This is a genomic window from Clostridium sp. AF34-10BH (assembly GCF_003478095.1).
In the GTDB taxonomy this organism is placed as follows: Bacteria; Bacillota; Clostridia; order Lachnospirales; family Lachnospiraceae; genus Acetatifactor; species Acetatifactor acetigignens.
Genome location: NZ_QUEC01000027.1, coordinates 46,529 through 61,415, shown reverse-complemented (window position 1 = coordinate 61,415; position 14,887 = coordinate 46,529). Strand labels below are relative to the sequence as shown.

Sequence of the window (14,887 nt, the reverse complement as noted above, 5' to 3'; positions counted from 1 at the left end):
AATGTTCCAAGATACATACTGAAAGTATGACCCACTACTTAGAGGATTATATGTACTGTACTAGAAAGCTGGGGCTTTATGTGCAGTTAGTAGCATAAATTATATAGGGGTTATCTAAATATATTTACCTCCTGTGATTAAGTTATATAAAGACTAAATCACAGGAGGTTTATTTTTATGATAACAGTAGAAAAACTGGAAAAAGGTACTTATTTTGATGATGCTTTTAAAATCTCATTTAGATACGATCCCACTACTGTAGCTAAGGTAAAAGAGCTGGCAGAGCGGAGATACTTACCAGAGGATAGAGCGTGGGAGATCCCAGCACATGAGCTACCAGCTCTCATAGAGAAAGTAGGACTTAGCAATATCAAAAATGAGGAGGCTGTAGTACAAGCTCTCAATACTAAGGAGATCGAGGATAAAAGGGAGGCTACACAGGAGAGGCTAAAGGGCATTAAGCCTGTAAGAGATTTTGATTTTAAGACAGCTCCCCTCCCTCATCAGATCGAGGCTTTTAATTATGGAATGGAGAAAAACTCTTTACTTATCGGAGATGAGCAGGGCTTAGGCAAGACAAAGGAGAGTATTGATATTTGTGTAGCCAGAAAGAAAGAGCTCATTAAAACCCTTATTGTATGCGGAGTGAACTCTGTAAAATATAACTGGGAGAAAGAGATCCAGATCCACTCTAACGAGGGCTGTGTAATGGTAGACGGTAAGACAATGGATGTTAGAGTACAACAGCTAAATGACTGGTACAGAGGCTCCTCTTATTTTGGGGTTATCAATATTGAGAGCCTCAGAAATGAGAAAATACAGGATGCTCTCTATCTGGGGATTAAGGATGGATATATAGGGGCTATCATTGTGGATGAGATCCATAAGGCTAAAAACGGAGGCTCTCAACAGGGAAAAGCCCTTAGATTTTTGAAAGCTCCAGTTAAGATAGGATTATCTGGTACTCCAATGAATAAAGCGGAGGATCTGTGGAATATCCTTACATGGCTTGGAGTAGAGAGGAGATCCTTTTATAGTTTTAGAAATGCCTATTGTACTATGGGAGGTTTCGGAGGTTATAAAGTAATCGGATATAAAAACTTAGATAGCCTCAATGCTGAGTTAAATACTGTAATGTTAAGAAGAAAAAAAGAGGAGGTACTAGATCTCCCTCCTAAGCTGTATAGTACTGAGTATGTAGAACTTACCACAGCCCAGAAAAAACAGTACAGGGATATTAAAAATGGCATTGTAGCGGATATGGAAAATATCCTAGCCTCTGTTAATCCGCTTAACTGTACTCTCCGCCTCAGACAGCTTACCAGCGGTAATCCTAACTTAACGGATGATAGCCCTAAGCTGGATCGTATTAAGGAGATGCTGGAGGAGGAGATTATCCCTAACGGTCACAAGGCTATCATATTTTCTCAGTGGAGCACGATAGCTAAGGATCTGGGGATAGAGCTTAGTGAATATGATCCGATTGTAATTACAGGAGAGGTACCTCCAGAACAGAGGCAGAGGTTAGTAGACAATTTTCAGACTAACCCACACTGTAAAGTAGCTATAGGAACTATCGGAGCTATGGGTACTGGATTAACCCTAAATAAAGCCTCTTATGTATTCTTTATGGATAAAGCATGGAATAGCGGAGATAATGCACAGGCTGAGGATAGAGCCCACAGAATAGGTACCGTAGGGGCTGTAAATGTAATCTCTATGGTGGCTAAGGGTACCATAGATGAGGCGGTAGAGGATTACCTGTTAGAAAATAAAGATCTCATTGATCGAGTAGTAGACGGTAAAGGATCTAAGCAGGATATTAAAACCATCCTTAACAAATTACTTAGCATTTAATATACAGGTGTGGTATAATAACTCAAAATGGAGGTACATAATGAGAGCGATAACAATAGATGCAGATACAGGAAAAAGAGTATACACAAGGAAAGAGGTAGCGGATCTGGTAGGAGCCTCTACTCAATCTATCCGCCTCTGGGAAGATGCTGGAGCTATTCCAGCAAGCGTAAGAGATGAGGGAGGCTATAGATACTGGTATGAGGAGGATCTGGAGGCTATAAAGGCTTATGCCTCATTACCGAGAAAAGCAAAACTTAAAAAGTAACCCTAAGTGTGAGGAGAGTGTAAAAGCTCTCCTCTTTTTTTTGTCCTTAATTTTGAGGGCTATCTAAAAAATTACCGTTTGTGTGATTAGGTTAAGTATCAAAAGAAAAGGAGGTAAGCAGGATGCTTAAAATCAGTTTTACAAATGCTGAGGTATCGGATCACGGATACGGTTTAGAGGTAAATGGTAAATCCTTAGAGGATATTATCTCTACCGCCTTAGGAACCAAACTTAAAGGTAATGGTGGTTACGGATCTGGATTACCTAGCTTTAATTCTAATAGCTGTGATGTTACGGTTATTATCAATCCACATAATAGTATATGCGAGATTGAAACAGAGGATAACGTATGGCACAGCGTAGCAGAAATGGAGGCAGAAAAGAGTGAGCAGTTTCAAAAGAAAAATGCAGAGGCAGATCCAGAAGAATAACGGTACCCTCCTCCACAAAAAAGTAGTAGCTAGAAAGATGGGCTGTAAATCCGTGGAGGAGTATAACCGTAGAATGGCACGCAGAGAAAAGAATTTAAAAGAGATGGAGGATAACAAAGATGGCAAATGATTTTACAGCAAGGGTAGCAGGTATCAGCGTAGAGCTGGGTATGAGTGTACAGAACAAGAGTGGTATCTGGTGTAAGCCTACAGTCAATATGGAGATTAAGATTGATGGAGGTACGAACCCTCAGCAGAGAGAGGCTATTATTAAACAGGCGTTTGATGAGGTGTGTGATAACATTGAGAAAACCATCTCAGAGATGGAGTAATACTTACAGGGGGGGGGGAGAGGTTTCTCTCCTCTCCCCTTAACTGGAGGTAATTATGGCAAAACAGATAAAAGTAAGAGAGGATAATTACTTTGCTGTACAGGGCTGGATGGTAACAGAGCTAAAACTAAAGGGTAATGCTCTTATGCTCTATGCGATCATCTACGGATTTTCTCAGACTACTAACACAGCTTTTACAGGGAGTGTAGACTATCTCTGTGAGTGGCTGGGTGGTGTATCAAGACCTACAGTAATTAACACTTTAGATAACCTAGTTAAGCAGGGGCTCCTCACTAAAAGTAGTACCACTAAAGGGGCTCTCATTTACAACAGCTATACAGCTTTAAGACCGAGTAAAAAAATTTTATTCGATGAAGATCCAACGAGTAAAAAAACTTTACCCGATACGAGTAAAAATTTTTTACTCAATAAAGATAGTAAAGATAATATAGAAAAATCCATCTCTAAAGAGATGGAGGGCAAAGCCCCTAAAAAGAAATCTTATAGTACTATCTTAGAGGATCCTGTTAATAAGTTTGTGAAAGAGGCTCTTAGTAAATTTATCCAGTATTGTAGGGGTAAAAACTATACTCCTAAGGTAACTACTGTAGAAAAGTTTGCTAGTACTCTTAGAGATAATGCTGGAGAGGATCCTGTAGTGGCTCTGGCTATTGTGGATCAGAGTATAGATAAGGGATGGAAAGATCTCTATCCACTTAAGAACTATGGTAGACAGGGAAAGCCTACAGCGGTTAGTAAAAAGTTTAGCGGTAATACCCTTAAAGATGCTGAGGGTAAGGATATTGTATTTTAGCAGTCTGGAGGAGAGTGTAACAGCTCTCCTCTTTTTTTTGTCTAAAAAATTTTCTCCTCCGTGATTAGGTTAATCATAGATATAAGGGCACTTAGATCTAACAAAAGGAGGTAATAGGCAAAATGAAATGTTATGCAAGTGATTATTGCCAGAAAGATAAAAGCTCCTGTAGTGATGTATGCGGAGGCTACAGAGTACTTAGAGCTTTATATAATTTAAGCAGGATCCCAGAGAGATACCGTTACACTATCGCTCTTAAGCCAGAGAATGGAGAGGATCTGGAGGCGTTTACAGTGCTGGATAACTATAAAAATGATGTGCTCAATATGGTAGATGAGGGCAGAGGCTTATATATTTGGGGAAAGAGCACAGGGAATGGTAAAACCTCATGGGCTTGTAAGATTATGAGTTACTTTTTCAGAAAAATAGCGTTTAATACAGGGCTGGAAAATGAGGGGCTATATATTTTTCTCCCCACTTTCTTAGAAGATCTCAGAGATAACTATGATAACAAAGATCCAGAGTTTGATGAGATCTTAAGAATGATAAAAACCTGTAGGCTCCTCATCATAGACGATATAGGAGCAGAGAGGGTAACAGATTGGGTAAGGGAGAGGATGGTAAGTATTATAAATACCAGAGTATCTAATAACCTCACTACGATCTATACTAGTAACCTCTCTCCAGAGGAGCTTAGGGGCGAGTTAGGGGATCGGATAGCCAGTAGAGTATTGGGATCCTCACAGGTAGTAGAAATTACAAGCGGAGATAGGAGGGGATTATAAATGGCTAATATGATTGAGCAGAGCTTACTCTGTAAGGTATTAGATGCTCCAGATCTGGAGATCCTCCACTCTAACGGAGTAGTAGAGGAGATGTTTCTTACCTGTAAGGATGAGATCCATTTTATCATAGAACATTACAACAGCTATAAGCAGATGCCAGATAAAATAACCTTTTTAGGCAGGTTCAAAGATTTTCAAATGCTGGAGGTTACAGAGAGTACAGATTACTTAGTATACAAGCTCAAAGAGGCTTATACATATACTAAGCTGGTGCCTCTGATTGAGGATACAGCAAAGGTAGTAAAAGAGGATAGTATTAAGGCGATCAAGTACCTCAAAGAGGAGATAGAAAAGCTGGAGAAATCTGTACCAGTGAGCAGGAATAAAGATGGTTATGATATTATCTCTAACGCTGGAGATCGTCTTACAGAGTATAAAAAGCGTTGTGAGGTAAAGGGGCTTATAGGTATTCCTACAGGTATCCCTAAGCTGGATGAGATTACTAATGGCTGGCTCTGGGGAGAGGATCTGGTAGTACTCACAGGGCGTACTAATGTAGGTAAAACATGGATCGGAGAGTACTTCGCTACTATGGCGTGGAATATGGGTTATAAGATCCTTATGTACTCTGGAGAGATGAGTACCGCTATGGTTGGTTTTCGTTTCGATACTCTCAATAAGCACTTTAGTAACATGGGGCTCCTTAATGGATCTGGTACTCTGGGAAAGAAACCAGATACAGACGGAGCAAAGTACTTACAGGAGGATTATGAGAAGTACATAGCACAGCTCCAGCAAAAGAGCGGATTTATCGTAGTTACTCCAGATGATTTTGAGGGGCGTAAGCCTAATGTGGATGAGATCAAGAGCTTAGCTATTAAGCATGGGGCGGATATGATCGTAATAGATCAGCTCTCTCTTATGAGTGATAAGCGTAGGGCGGATATACCTAGAATAGCTTATAACAATATCTCAGAGGATCTCTTTTTGATGAGCAAGGAGCTTAAAAAGCCTGTACTCCTTATGGCACAGGCTAACCGTGAGGCAGTTAAGAACCGTAAAAAGGGAGAGAGCCCAGAGCTCCACGATCTGGCAGAGAGTGACGGTGTAGGACAGAACGCCACAAGAGTATTATCTCTATCCGTGATAGATGGCACTCTTAAGATCAGTGTTAAGAAAAACAGATATGGTATCAATAACAAAGAGGTGCTTATGATCTGGGAAGTAAACACAGGATACCTTAAGCCTCTCCTTAGCGAAAATCCAGAGGAGAGCACAGAGGATAAAAAGGATGATAAACCAGATGGAGAAAAGGATAAAGGAGGAGAGAAAGATTATGGTTTCTAAAGGCGGAGTACCTAAGGGGAGGATCATCCCTGTATATCTTACAGATGAGGGAGATGTGTACCCTATTTATTTACATGAGATGGGAGAGTTAGAGATTATACAGAGTCTTGTAGCAGGTATCTTAGATAATAAAATTGTGGTGGATACTAATACCAGAATTAACTCAGAGAATGATAAAATCTCTATTTTTGATTTAAGTAAGAAAAAATAATAAAAATTTCTCTAAATGTTACCTCTTTTTCTGATTAGGTTAAGTAAATCGGAAAAGGAGGTACTTTTTTATATGACGATTACAAGTAAGGAAGTAGCGGAGATGCTGGGAAAGAGGCACGATAACCTTTTAAGAGCGATCCGCAAATATATTACACAGTTAGGAGATGAGGCTCCTAAGTATTTCTCAGAGGATCCAGATAAGGGCGGTAGATTGTACCACATTACTAAGGCTGGCTGTGATCTTATGGCAGGGCGTATTATCGGAGCTCAGAGTGAGGCTTTTAAGACTAAGTATGCTCCAGTGTTTGGAGAGGAGGCTCCTGTAGAGGTGGTAGAGGAAAAGCAGGAGGAGCCACAGGAGAAAGCCTACACAGTAGAGGAGGTAGCCCAGATCTTAGGCTGTAGTGAGAGAAATGTATACAGAAATATCCAGAGCGGAAAGCTGGAGGCTGTAGAGCGTGAGGTAATGATCCCTACTCTTAAGAAGTTTGTAACAGAGGAGGCTCTGGAAAAATATAAAGCAGGGAGGGCTAGTTAATGAACTACTTTGAAATGAAATGGAGGCTCTCCGCTTGCAGAATACAAGCAGGATACTCACAGGCAGAGGTAGCAGAGATCTTAGGCTGTAGTGATAAGACTATTGTTAGCTGGGAAACAGGTAAGACAGCTCCTAAGATGGAGAAAGCACAGGAGCTTAGTGATCTGTACGGTATCCCTCTGGCTTATATGGATTTTTCAAAGGCTGGAAACTCTACACCTCTTAGAGAGCGTGAGAGTGAGCCACAGATCCCAGCTTTTTAACAGATATTACCAGTAGCTTTAGGAAAATATTGGTAGCAGAATAAAAAGAAAGAGCCAGCCTATATAAGACTGGCTCCCCAGAGGATTACTCCTCTGTGTGTTGGAGTTTGTAGATCCTAAGAGCTACATCCCTCACTAAGAGCTTATCCTCAGTAGATAACTCAGAAAAAATGTCTGTAAGTTCTGTAAGTAGCGGATCTGGAGTAGAAGTGTTAGCGGTAAAATCGAAAAACTCACTAACAGGGGCTCCTAAGTATGTAGCTAGGTTTTGGAGCCTATCCATGTCTGGTAAGTGTTTACCATTACTCCAAGAGGAGAAAGTAGTAGGCGGTATCCCAATACCATCCGCTACCTCTTTCTTACTCTTTCCAGATAGTGCTAAGTAGTAACTCAGAGCTTTTACAAAGTTATCCGTGAGAGAGGAATTGTTAGCCATTGTATCACCTCCTCTCTTTGAGGGATGATTAAATAATACACCTAAACAGTAGAAAAGTAAAGCAAAACATACAAAAACTACTGTTAAACAGAATTTTTTATTGACAAGTGGTAAATACTCCATTATACTACTAAACAGTAGGAGAAAGCTACTAAAGCTCCTCTCCCTATATTTTTTTACCTATTCACTACTGTTTAACAGTAGTTTTAGGAATATATTTTAATTTTTAAAGGAGGTACAAGCTAATGAATTTAGCGGAGTTAAAGGAGGCTTATAAAGCCAGAAAGTTAGCCTTAGACAGTGCAAAGAAAGAGGAGGAGAAATACAAGGCACTCCTTAAGGATGCGATGTTAGAGGCTGGAGAAAGTGATTACACGGATGAGGCTGGATACCGCTTTGAGCGAATTGTGCAGGAGCGTAAGAGCATGGATGAGGAAAAGCTCTTAGCAGAACTCCATGAGAGAAATCTCACAGGCTGTATCAAGACGGTAGAGGCTGTGGATGAGGATGCAACTCTTAAGGCGGTAGAGGCTGGAGAGTTGCCACAGGAAGTATTAGCAGATGCCTTAAAGGTAACAGAGGTAGTAATGCTTAAGCTCACAGCTCCTAAAAAGGCAAAGGCTAAAAAGTGATAACGATCTGGAAAACTCCAATAGTAGCCACAGTAGAGCAGGTACTTAAGGATCTTAAGCTCCAGCTCTACGGAGCAGGGCTACTTAAGGAGATTAAAAACACAGGATCGGATCTTATGTGTACTTGCCCTTTTCACGCAAACGGTAAGGAGCATAACCCATCTTGCGGAGTGCTCCTACAGCAAAAGGTAACAAAGGATAAGACCTATGAGGCTGGTACGGTGCATTGCTACACCTGTGGATACACAGCGGATCTACCTCAGTTTGTAGCGGATCTGTTAGGGCTGAGTAGCCCAGTAGAGGGCTTTAAGTGGTTGGTAAATCAGTACAACTACCAGACGGAGGAGAGAGAGCTCCCAGATCTGGATATGTACAGAGGCTCTACAGCTAAATCCTCAGTATTGGAGGAGAGCCTAGTTAAGCAGTACACACAGAACCTCCTACAGAGTGAGGAGGCGTGTAGGTACCTACATAAAAGGCGGATAGCTAACTGGGTGCTAGAGGCTTATGAGCTGGGGTTTGATCCAGAGGATAAAACAGTGCTTTTCCCTGTAAGGGGCATGGATGGGAAAGTGATCTTTTACAAGGGCAGGAGCATAGCTGGAAAGCATTTTTATAACGCAAAAGAGATAGATAAAACCTCCGTAGTGTTTGGGCTCTGGGAGATCCTAAACGGATCTTTTAGCTGGGGTACATCGGATCAGATAGAGGAGGTTTGGATTACAGAGAGTGAGATAGATGCTCTCAGCCTTATCTCTTATGGAGTACCAGCGGTAGCCATCATGGGATCACATATCTCAGAGGATCAGTGTAAAGAGCTGGAGCGTACACCTTTTAGACGGTTTGTACTTGCCACAGATAACGATGATGCAGGGAGAAAAGGAGCCTCCCAGATCAAGAGGTTACTGATACCTAAAGGTTTTCGGTTTATCAACCTCAAATGGCATACGAGCCTAAAGGATATTAACGATCTTGTCAAAGAGTACGGAGATGGCTGGAAAGACCATCTCACAGGATATTAAAGGAGGAAAACAGGATGAGTAAAGGATTTATTACAGGAACAAATGAGGAACTTATTAAAGCGTACAAAGAGAGTAGAGATGAGAGCTATCTTAAAGAGCTCATAGAGGCTAACAAGGGGCTTATTAACCTTTTGGTATCTCCTTATTTAACCTCTATCCCTAATTCTGAGTTAGAGGATCTTACAAGTGAGAGCTATATACCGATGCTTAGAGCTATAGAGGATTACGATCCAGAGCAGGGAGTAGCTTTTTCAACTCTCCTTAAGGTTTATGTACGCCAGCACCTTAACCGTTTATACAACGAGGCTACACGCCAGAAAAGATTTACAGGTACCACTCCAGATAGCTTAGATCGGTTATCTGAAATCAATAAAGAGAGCGGTACAGAAACAGATAGCACCTTTGAGGTAGAGTGTAAGGATTTTAGCTCTGTAGAGTTTATGGATCTCTTAGATAGCTTACAGCTCAATGATAAGGAGCAGGTAGCGGTAAATATCCTCATGGCTGGAGGAGCTAAGGGAGAGATTGCTAAGGCTCTTAATATTACTAATGCTACCGTAAGCTGGCATATCAAGAACCTCAAAAAGAAATTTATTTTAGCTGGTTATCAATATGCTGTCTAAATAATCTGGGCGGATGTGATTAAGTTATTTATCACGAAAAGCAAGGAGGTAAGCGGTATGAGTAGTTTAAGAACCCTGTTAGCCATCTTAAAAGGAGAGGCTGTAGTGCTTACTAAAAAGAGTGAGCATAAGGCGGATGTGTTAGTAGGAAAAAATGTGGATAAGCGTTTTGCTATCAACAGCATGGTAGGAGCTGTAAAGGCTTTGATGCTGTAGTTATAGAAAAAAAAATAATCAAGGAAAAACAGGAGGATACAGAAATGGGATTACAGGATCTTATTAACAAGTATGACAATGGAGGATTTTCTAAAACAGGCTGGTTTCAGTTAAAGGATGATGGAGATACAGCTACAGTAAGATTACTCCACAAAGGAGAGGTAGGAGTAAAGGATGGAGAAACAGATTATGATTTTCCCATCTATGAGGTACACAAGTTAGATGTAGACGGTAGCGGTAGAGATCGTACTTGCCTCTGTAAAGGAGAGAGCTGTGAGTTTTGTAAGAGCGGTAATAAGCCTCAGCTTAGAATGTTCTTACAGATGATTAACAAGGATGAGAAAGATAAGGATAAGCAGGTACAGCTCTGGGAGAGAGGCTTAACAGACATTAAGAACCTTATCGGCTTAGCTGGAGAGTACGGAGATCTCACTAAGAGAGATATTAAGATTAAGAGATCTGGAGCAAAGGGTAGCCTTAAGACTACATACCAGTATTTCCCTAAGGATCCTAGTGAGATGGAGATCCCAGAGCCTCAGAACTTAGTAGGCTCACTTATCTTAGATCTGGATCGTGAGGATCAGATTAAGGCTATCGAGGGTAGATTACAGCTTAACAAGGGTAACAATAACGATAGCAACAATGACAGCGGAGCAGGAGCTACAAGAGTATTTTAAGTAAGTTGTAATCTCTTGGCAGACAAAACATAAAGGAGCGGATTGATAGGTATAAGTGTGAATGTGAGTGTTTACCACCTAAATATATCCTAACATACAGAAAATGGGCTCATTGAGAGAGAACCTCTATAAAGCTGGGAAATGAGGTAAGAGTGAGGGGTAAAATTAAGAGCCCCTCACGTTTTTTTTTAACAGGAGGATACAGGATGGCAAGAGAGATAAAGGTAGATATGAGTAGAGAGAGCGTGGATCTGGAGGATCTTAGTAGCCGATTAGCTCATAAAAAAGTATGTAATATAAATTTGAAAAGAAACCAGAATACCTTACTTAAAGGGCTGGAGGTAATAAATGAGCTGGTAAAGAGCGGTAGGCTCCATGCTGAGGGAGAGTATGAAATTATCCGTACTCCAGAGAGGCTTAAGGAAGTAATGGAAACCTACTTAACTGGAGTAAGTGAGTATGTACTGGATGTGGAAACTACAGGGCTGGATGTGTATAACGATATTTTAGTAGGTATCTGTTTATATAATCCAGATCTCCCTAGTTTCTATGTACCGTTTAATCACACGGATCTCCAGAATAAGAGAGTTGAGGGGCAAATGACAGAGGAGGAGTGTAAGGAGGTTATGCTCCCTTATCTGGCTAACGGATCCCTTAAGTGCATCAATCATAATATTAAGTTTGATGATAAAGTAGTTACTTTCCAGTGGGGGCAGAGGATCGCTAATGTATGGTGGGATACTAATATAGCTGGATGGGTACTCAATGAGAATGAGAAACACGGATTAAAACCGATGTATAACAAGTATATCCTCAATGGGGAGGGCTCAGATGAGGATTTTGGAGATCTTTTTGAGGGTATCCCATGTAACTATATTCCTATTGATATTTTCGCTATTTATGGTGCTAACGATGGTTTTAAAACATGGGCTCTGTATCAATTCCAGAAAAAGTATCTTAGAGAGGATCATCCGAGAGCAGACTACAGAAAGCTCTATCATGTGTTTAGAGATATTGAGATGCCTCTTATTGATGTTTGTATGGATATGGAGCTTAGAGGTGTAGAGATCCGTGAGGATTATGCTAAGGAGCTCTCTGTAAAATTTAATGCAGAGATGGCAGAGAAAGAAAAGCTCTGTGATGAGTATGTAGCTAAGTTTGATAAGTTTATAGAAGAAAATCCTACTCTTATGAGATTGACTAAGGGTACAAAGAAGATCAACTATAACAGCCCTCAGCAGGTGGCTTGTTTATTCTATGATATTTTCAAACTGAAAAGTGTATCCAGAAAAGAGCCGAGAGGCACAGGAGATAAGATAGTACAACAGCATAGAAATAAGGCTAAAAAGGCAGGTACTAAAAAGGGAGAGGAGTTTATCCAGTTTTTAGATAACTACCAGAGATATAAAGAGTGTGGAAAGCTCTTAGGAACTTATATAGATAAGATCCCAGAGGTTAAGTGTGCTAAGACTAATGCAGTACATACCACATATAACCAGTATGGAGCTAAAACAGGTAGATTTTCAAGTAGTGATACAGTTACTAAGATCAATCTCCAGAACATCCCTAGCCATGAGAAAAGCATCCGCAAGATCTTTAGAGCCAGAGATGGTTATAAGTTTGTAGGCGGAGATTTTAGCCAGATTGAGCCACGAGTACTCTCTTATGTATCTGGAGATGAGGCTATGCAGGAGGCATACAGAGAGGGTAAAGATCTATATGCTATCATGGGATCTAAGGTTTATGGAGTGCCTTATGAGGATTGTAGAGAGTTTTATCCAGATGGTACAGTAAACGCTGAGGGTAAACACAGGCGTACAACTATGAAAAGCGTACTTTTAGGTATCATGTATGAGCGTGGAGCTAAAGCCATCGGAGAGCAGTTTGATAGATCCGCAGAGTGGGCTCAGAAACTTATTGATGATTTTTATAAGAGTTTTCCTAAGATCCAACAGCTCCGCCTTAAGGTAGAGAAGATGGCGGAGGAGTACGGATATGTAACTACCATACAGGGCAGAAAGAGAAGATTACCAGAGATGCAGTTACCAGATCACGATGATTACCGCTATCAAGAGGCTCACAGGCAGAGCCTTAACGCTGTAATACAGGGATCCAGTGCGGATATTATGAAATTAGCTATGATCGCTATTTACAATGATCCTCAGTATAAGGCTCTGGATTGCCACATGGTAATAACCGTACATGATGAGTTAATTATGGAGGTACCAGAGGATCATATTAAGGAGGGAGCAGATCTCTTAGTAAATACTATGAAAAGAGTAGGACACAGCCTTATAGATCTCCCTATGAGCGTAGATGCTGAGGTAAATGATTACTGGTATGGAGAAAACTTAGCGGATGAGTATTTAGAGGAGGAGTAAGCCTATGGGATATTTTCCTTTACCAGAGCTAAAGGGTAAGCCTAACAGGATCTTTGTAGATGGTAAAACTCTAAATCAGATAGCTAAGGAGAGCGGTATAAGGCTTGATACCGTACAGCATAGATATAGCAGAGGTATAAGAGATTATGAGGGCTTAACAAAGCCCTCTCATATCAGAGTAGAGCACGAAAAGACACAGAGGAAAACCTACTATATAATGAGTGCTGGAGAGAGAGTAATGGAGAGGATCTGGGAGCTGGATATACCTCTCCAGACTATCTCCGATAAAACAGGGATAAGTAGATCCACAATATACGCCTTTTTATATAACGGTACAGATCTTAGCAGTATGAGGCTTGCTAAGATCTGTAGCCTTTTAGGATTATCAATGGATTATGTGATGGGATTAAAGGAGAAACCAGATGGCAAAATGTAAATTCTGTGGAGCTGAGGTAGCAATAGGGGCGAGATGTACATATTGTGGCAGTAAGGCGGAGAGCTGGTACTATTCTGGGGAAGAAAAGAAACAGGAGCCTAAAAAGAAGAAAGCCTCACATGATAGAGTAAGAGATTTGTTTAATGGAAAGATCTATATTGTAAAAAAGGGAGATTGCCTCTGGAATATCGCTAAAAATTTGTATGGATCTGGAGCAGAGTATTACAGGTTAGTAAAGTTAAATAATATACAGGATCCTAACCATATAGAGGTAGGCTGGAAACTGTATTATTAAGGAGGATAATTAAGATGAGTGTGTTAAGTAACAGAGTTGTTTTTAATGATGAGTGGGATGACATACAGAAAGATCCACTTTTTGAAAAAGAGATAAGTAAGAGAGTTGGTGTTATTGTTAAAGATGGGAGAATTTTAGAGGGGTGTAGGTATGAGTTTGATACTAATAGGTGGATGTATGGGTTATATCAAATTCCTAATACTCAGATTGTAAAATGGTTTTATATGGAGGAGGAAAATATTGAGGTATAAAGTATATGATGAGGAAGATAAGAAAGAGAGAACTCTGGAGGAGTGCGTAACTCCGTTAGAGGTAGGATCTGTAAGGAGAGTACAGGTTAAAAAGGGAGATACCAGAGAGGTACATCATTTTAGAGTATTGGAGGAGTTAAAGAGTGTTTGGATTTTAACGGAGAAAATTTAAAGGTAGGAGATAAGGTAATAGTGTATCAGAGCCACTTTAGCAGTAAAGCCTATTATGTAGGTACTGTAGTAAAAAGAACTCCTACAGGGCTCTTAGATATAGAGTGGGGGAATGGTAGAAAAGAGAGATTTAAGAGTAATGGGTATGAGTATCATAGATCCTCTGGATACGGTAGAACCTCATTTTATTTAGAGCCCTATACTGAGGAAAGAGGTAGGCAGGTTATACAGGAAAATAAGAGAAAGTGTATGGCAGGTTGGCTTAAGGAGTTTGATTATACAAAACTATCTTATGAGGAGGCAGAGCAGGTATATACTCTGGTAGCAGGTTTGAAAAATTCATAAAATTAGTATCTAAGGAAACCTCCTTTATGTGATTAGGATCGATCAAAACATAAAGGAGGTTTTTCTATTGAAAGTAGATATTTTTAACACAGAAAACAAGTATAAGATAATCTATGCAGATCCAGCATGGCTGTATAGAGATAAGGCAGTAGCAGGAGGGAGAGGGGCTGGATGCCATTATACAGTAACCAGATTAGAGGATATAAAGGCTCTCCCTGTAGAAAAGTTAGCAGATGATGATAGTGTGCTTTTTATGTGGGTTACGATGCCATTTTTAGAGGAGGCTTTTGATGTAATGAGGGCGTGGGGATTTGAGTATAAAACCTGTGCTTTTACATGGATAAAGCAGAATAAGAAAGCAGATACTCTCTTTTGGGGTATGGGTAATTGGACTAGAGCTAATGCGGAGTTATGTTTATTAGGTGTAAGAGGAAAGCCTAAGAGAATGGATGCAGGAGTACATAGTGTAATTATGAGCCACATAGAGGAGCACAGTAAAAAACCAGCGGAAACAAGAGATAGAATTGTAAAGCTAATGGCGGGGGGGGGGGGTA

Annotated in this window: 23 protein-coding genes; 22 read left to right on the top strand and 1 reads right to left on the bottom strand. The window is 40.4% G+C overall.

All coding sequences use genetic code 11. The annotated features are described in order from the left end of the window. Nucleotides 1–177: 177 nt before the first annotated feature. From DWZ61_RS15655 to DWZ61_RS15610, 10 genes are all read left to right on the top strand, one after another. Nucleotides 178–1,857, top strand: a complete 1,680-nt coding sequence (locus DWZ61_RS15655; RefSeq protein WP_118539581.1) for a DEAD/DEAH box helicase — start codon at nucleotides 178–180, stop codon at nucleotides 1,855–1,857. A 40-nt stretch (nucleotides 1,858–1,897) separates the two neighbouring features. Further along, on the top strand, nucleotides 1,898–2,125 hold the full coding sequence (locus DWZ61_RS15650; protein ID WP_012744516.1) for a MerR family transcriptional regulator: 228 nt from the start codon (nucleotides 1,898–1,900) through the stop codon (nucleotides 2,123–2,125). A gap of 122 nt (nucleotides 2,126–2,247) precedes the next feature. Further along, nucleotides 2,248–2,556 (top strand): hypothetical protein, encoded by a 309-nt coding sequence (locus DWZ61_RS15645; protein WP_118352153.1) that lies wholly within the window; start codon nucleotides 2,248–2,250, stop codon nucleotides 2,554–2,556. Nucleotides 2,557–2,675: 119 nt separating this feature from the next. After that, nucleotides 2,676–2,888 (top strand): hypothetical protein, encoded by a 213-nt coding sequence (locus DWZ61_RS15640; protein ID WP_118539579.1) that lies wholly within the window; start codon nucleotides 2,676–2,678, stop codon nucleotides 2,886–2,888. A 55-nt stretch (nucleotides 2,889–2,943) separates the two neighbouring features. Further along, nucleotides 2,944–3,702 carry a helix-turn-helix domain-containing protein gene (locus tag DWZ61_RS15635; protein ID WP_118539577.1) on the top strand — a complete coding sequence of 253 codons (759 nt, stop codon included), beginning with the start codon at nucleotides 2,944–2,946 and terminating at the stop codon, nucleotides 3,700–3,702. A 122-nt stretch (nucleotides 3,703–3,824) separates the two neighbouring features. Then, the gene (gene zapE / locus DWZ61_RS15630; RefSeq protein WP_118539575.1) at nucleotides 3,825–4,487 is read left to right on the top strand and encodes an AFG1/ZapE family ATPase; all 663 of its coding nucleotides are present in this window, start codon (nucleotides 3,825–3,827) and stop codon (nucleotides 4,485–4,487) included. Next, complete coding sequence (locus DWZ61_RS15625) at nucleotides 4,488–5,834, top strand: DnaB-like helicase C-terminal domain-containing protein (RefSeq protein ID WP_118539573.1); 1,347 nt, start codon at nucleotides 4,488–4,490, stop codon at nucleotides 5,832–5,834. It begins immediately after the preceding gene. After that, a complete protein-coding gene (locus DWZ61_RS15620; RefSeq protein WP_243026434.1) occupies nucleotides 5,791–6,045 on the top strand; it encodes a hypothetical protein in 255 nt (84 codons plus the stop codon). The genes DWZ61_RS15625 and DWZ61_RS15620 overlap by 44 nt, the downstream gene beginning before the upstream one ends. A 72-nt stretch (nucleotides 6,046–6,117) precedes the next feature. Next, nucleotides 6,118–6,585 carry a Rha family transcriptional regulator gene (locus tag DWZ61_RS15615; protein ID WP_182427143.1) on the top strand — a complete coding sequence of 156 codons (468 nt, stop codon included), beginning with the start codon at nucleotides 6,118–6,120 and terminating at the stop codon, nucleotides 6,583–6,585. After that, the gene (locus DWZ61_RS15610; RefSeq protein WP_015517534.1) at nucleotides 6,585–6,848 is read left to right on the top strand and encodes a helix-turn-helix transcriptional regulator; all 264 of its coding nucleotides are present in this window, start codon (nucleotides 6,585–6,587) and stop codon (nucleotides 6,846–6,848) included. The genes DWZ61_RS15615 and DWZ61_RS15610 overlap by 1 nt, the downstream gene beginning before the upstream one ends. An 85-nt stretch (nucleotides 6,849–6,933) precedes the next feature. Here DWZ61_RS15610 and DWZ61_RS15605 read toward each other — a convergent pair whose 3' ends face one another. Then, nucleotides 6,934–7,284 (bottom strand): helix-turn-helix transcriptional regulator, encoded by a 351-nt coding sequence (locus tag DWZ61_RS15605; protein ID WP_182427140.1) that lies wholly within the window; start codon nucleotides 7,282–7,284, stop codon nucleotides 6,934–6,936. A gap of 245 nt (nucleotides 7,285–7,529) precedes the next feature. On the opposite strand from DWZ61_RS15605, the gene DWZ61_RS15600 reads away from it, so the two are divergent. The 12 genes from DWZ61_RS15600 to DWZ61_RS15545 form a co-directional block, all read left to right on the top strand. Further along, nucleotides 7,530–7,916, top strand: a complete 387-nt coding sequence (locus DWZ61_RS15600) for a hypothetical protein (protein ID WP_118141869.1) — start codon at nucleotides 7,530–7,532, stop codon at nucleotides 7,914–7,916. Then, a complete protein-coding gene (locus DWZ61_RS15595) occupies nucleotides 7,913–8,938 on the top strand; it encodes a toprim domain-containing protein (protein WP_118141867.1) in 1,026 nt (341 codons plus the stop codon). Before DWZ61_RS15600 ends, DWZ61_RS15595 begins: the two co-directional genes overlap by 4 nt. A 14-nt stretch (nucleotides 8,939–8,952) precedes the next feature. Further along, nucleotides 8,953–9,561, top strand: a complete 609-nt coding sequence (locus DWZ61_RS15590) for a sigma-70 family RNA polymerase sigma factor (protein WP_118539567.1) — start codon at nucleotides 8,953–8,955, stop codon at nucleotides 9,559–9,561. A gap of 57 nt (nucleotides 9,562–9,618) precedes the next feature. Beyond that, nucleotides 9,619–9,777: a hypothetical protein gene (locus DWZ61_RS15585; RefSeq protein WP_015517536.1), complete on the top strand. Its 159-nt coding sequence runs from the start codon at nucleotides 9,619–9,621 to the stop codon at nucleotides 9,775–9,777. A gap of 44 nt (nucleotides 9,778–9,821) precedes the next feature. After that, the gene (locus tag DWZ61_RS15580) at nucleotides 9,822–10,454 is read left to right on the top strand and encodes a hypothetical protein (protein WP_012744500.1); all 633 of its coding nucleotides are present in this window, start codon (nucleotides 9,822–9,824) and stop codon (nucleotides 10,452–10,454) included. Between the two features lie 206 nt (nucleotides 10,455–10,660). Further along, complete coding sequence (locus tag DWZ61_RS15575; protein WP_118539565.1) at nucleotides 10,661–12,835, top strand: DNA polymerase; 2,175 nt, start codon at nucleotides 10,661–10,663, stop codon at nucleotides 12,833–12,835. 4 nt (nucleotides 12,836–12,839) lie between these two features. After that, a complete protein-coding gene (locus DWZ61_RS15570) occupies nucleotides 12,840–13,271 on the top strand; it encodes a helix-turn-helix domain-containing protein (protein WP_118539563.1) in 432 nt (143 codons plus the stop codon). Beyond that, on the top strand, nucleotides 13,258–13,566 hold the full coding sequence (locus tag DWZ61_RS15565) for a LysM domain-containing protein (protein WP_118539561.1): 309 nt from the start codon (nucleotides 13,258–13,260) through the stop codon (nucleotides 13,564–13,566). The genes DWZ61_RS15570 and DWZ61_RS15565 overlap by 14 nt, the downstream gene beginning before the upstream one ends. A gap of 14 nt (nucleotides 13,567–13,580) precedes the next feature. Next, a complete protein-coding gene (locus DWZ61_RS15560) occupies nucleotides 13,581–13,817 on the top strand; it encodes a hypothetical protein (RefSeq protein ID WP_012744496.1) in 237 nt (78 codons plus the stop codon). Then, complete coding sequence (locus DWZ61_RS15555) at nucleotides 13,807–13,989, top strand: hypothetical protein (protein WP_118539559.1); 183 nt, start codon at nucleotides 13,807–13,809, stop codon at nucleotides 13,987–13,989. Before DWZ61_RS15560 ends, DWZ61_RS15555 begins: the two co-directional genes overlap by 11 nt. After that, nucleotides 13,965–14,333 carry a hypothetical protein gene (locus tag DWZ61_RS15550; protein WP_118539557.1) on the top strand — a complete coding sequence of 123 codons (369 nt, stop codon included), beginning with the start codon at nucleotides 13,965–13,967 and terminating at the stop codon, nucleotides 14,331–14,333. The genes DWZ61_RS15555 and DWZ61_RS15550 overlap by 25 nt, the downstream gene beginning before the upstream one ends. A 67-nt stretch (nucleotides 14,334–14,400) precedes the next feature. Next, nucleotides 14,401–14,887: MT-A70 family methyltransferase (locus DWZ61_RS15545; protein ID WP_243026433.1), on the top strand; the 487-nt coding region annotated here is incomplete at its 3' end.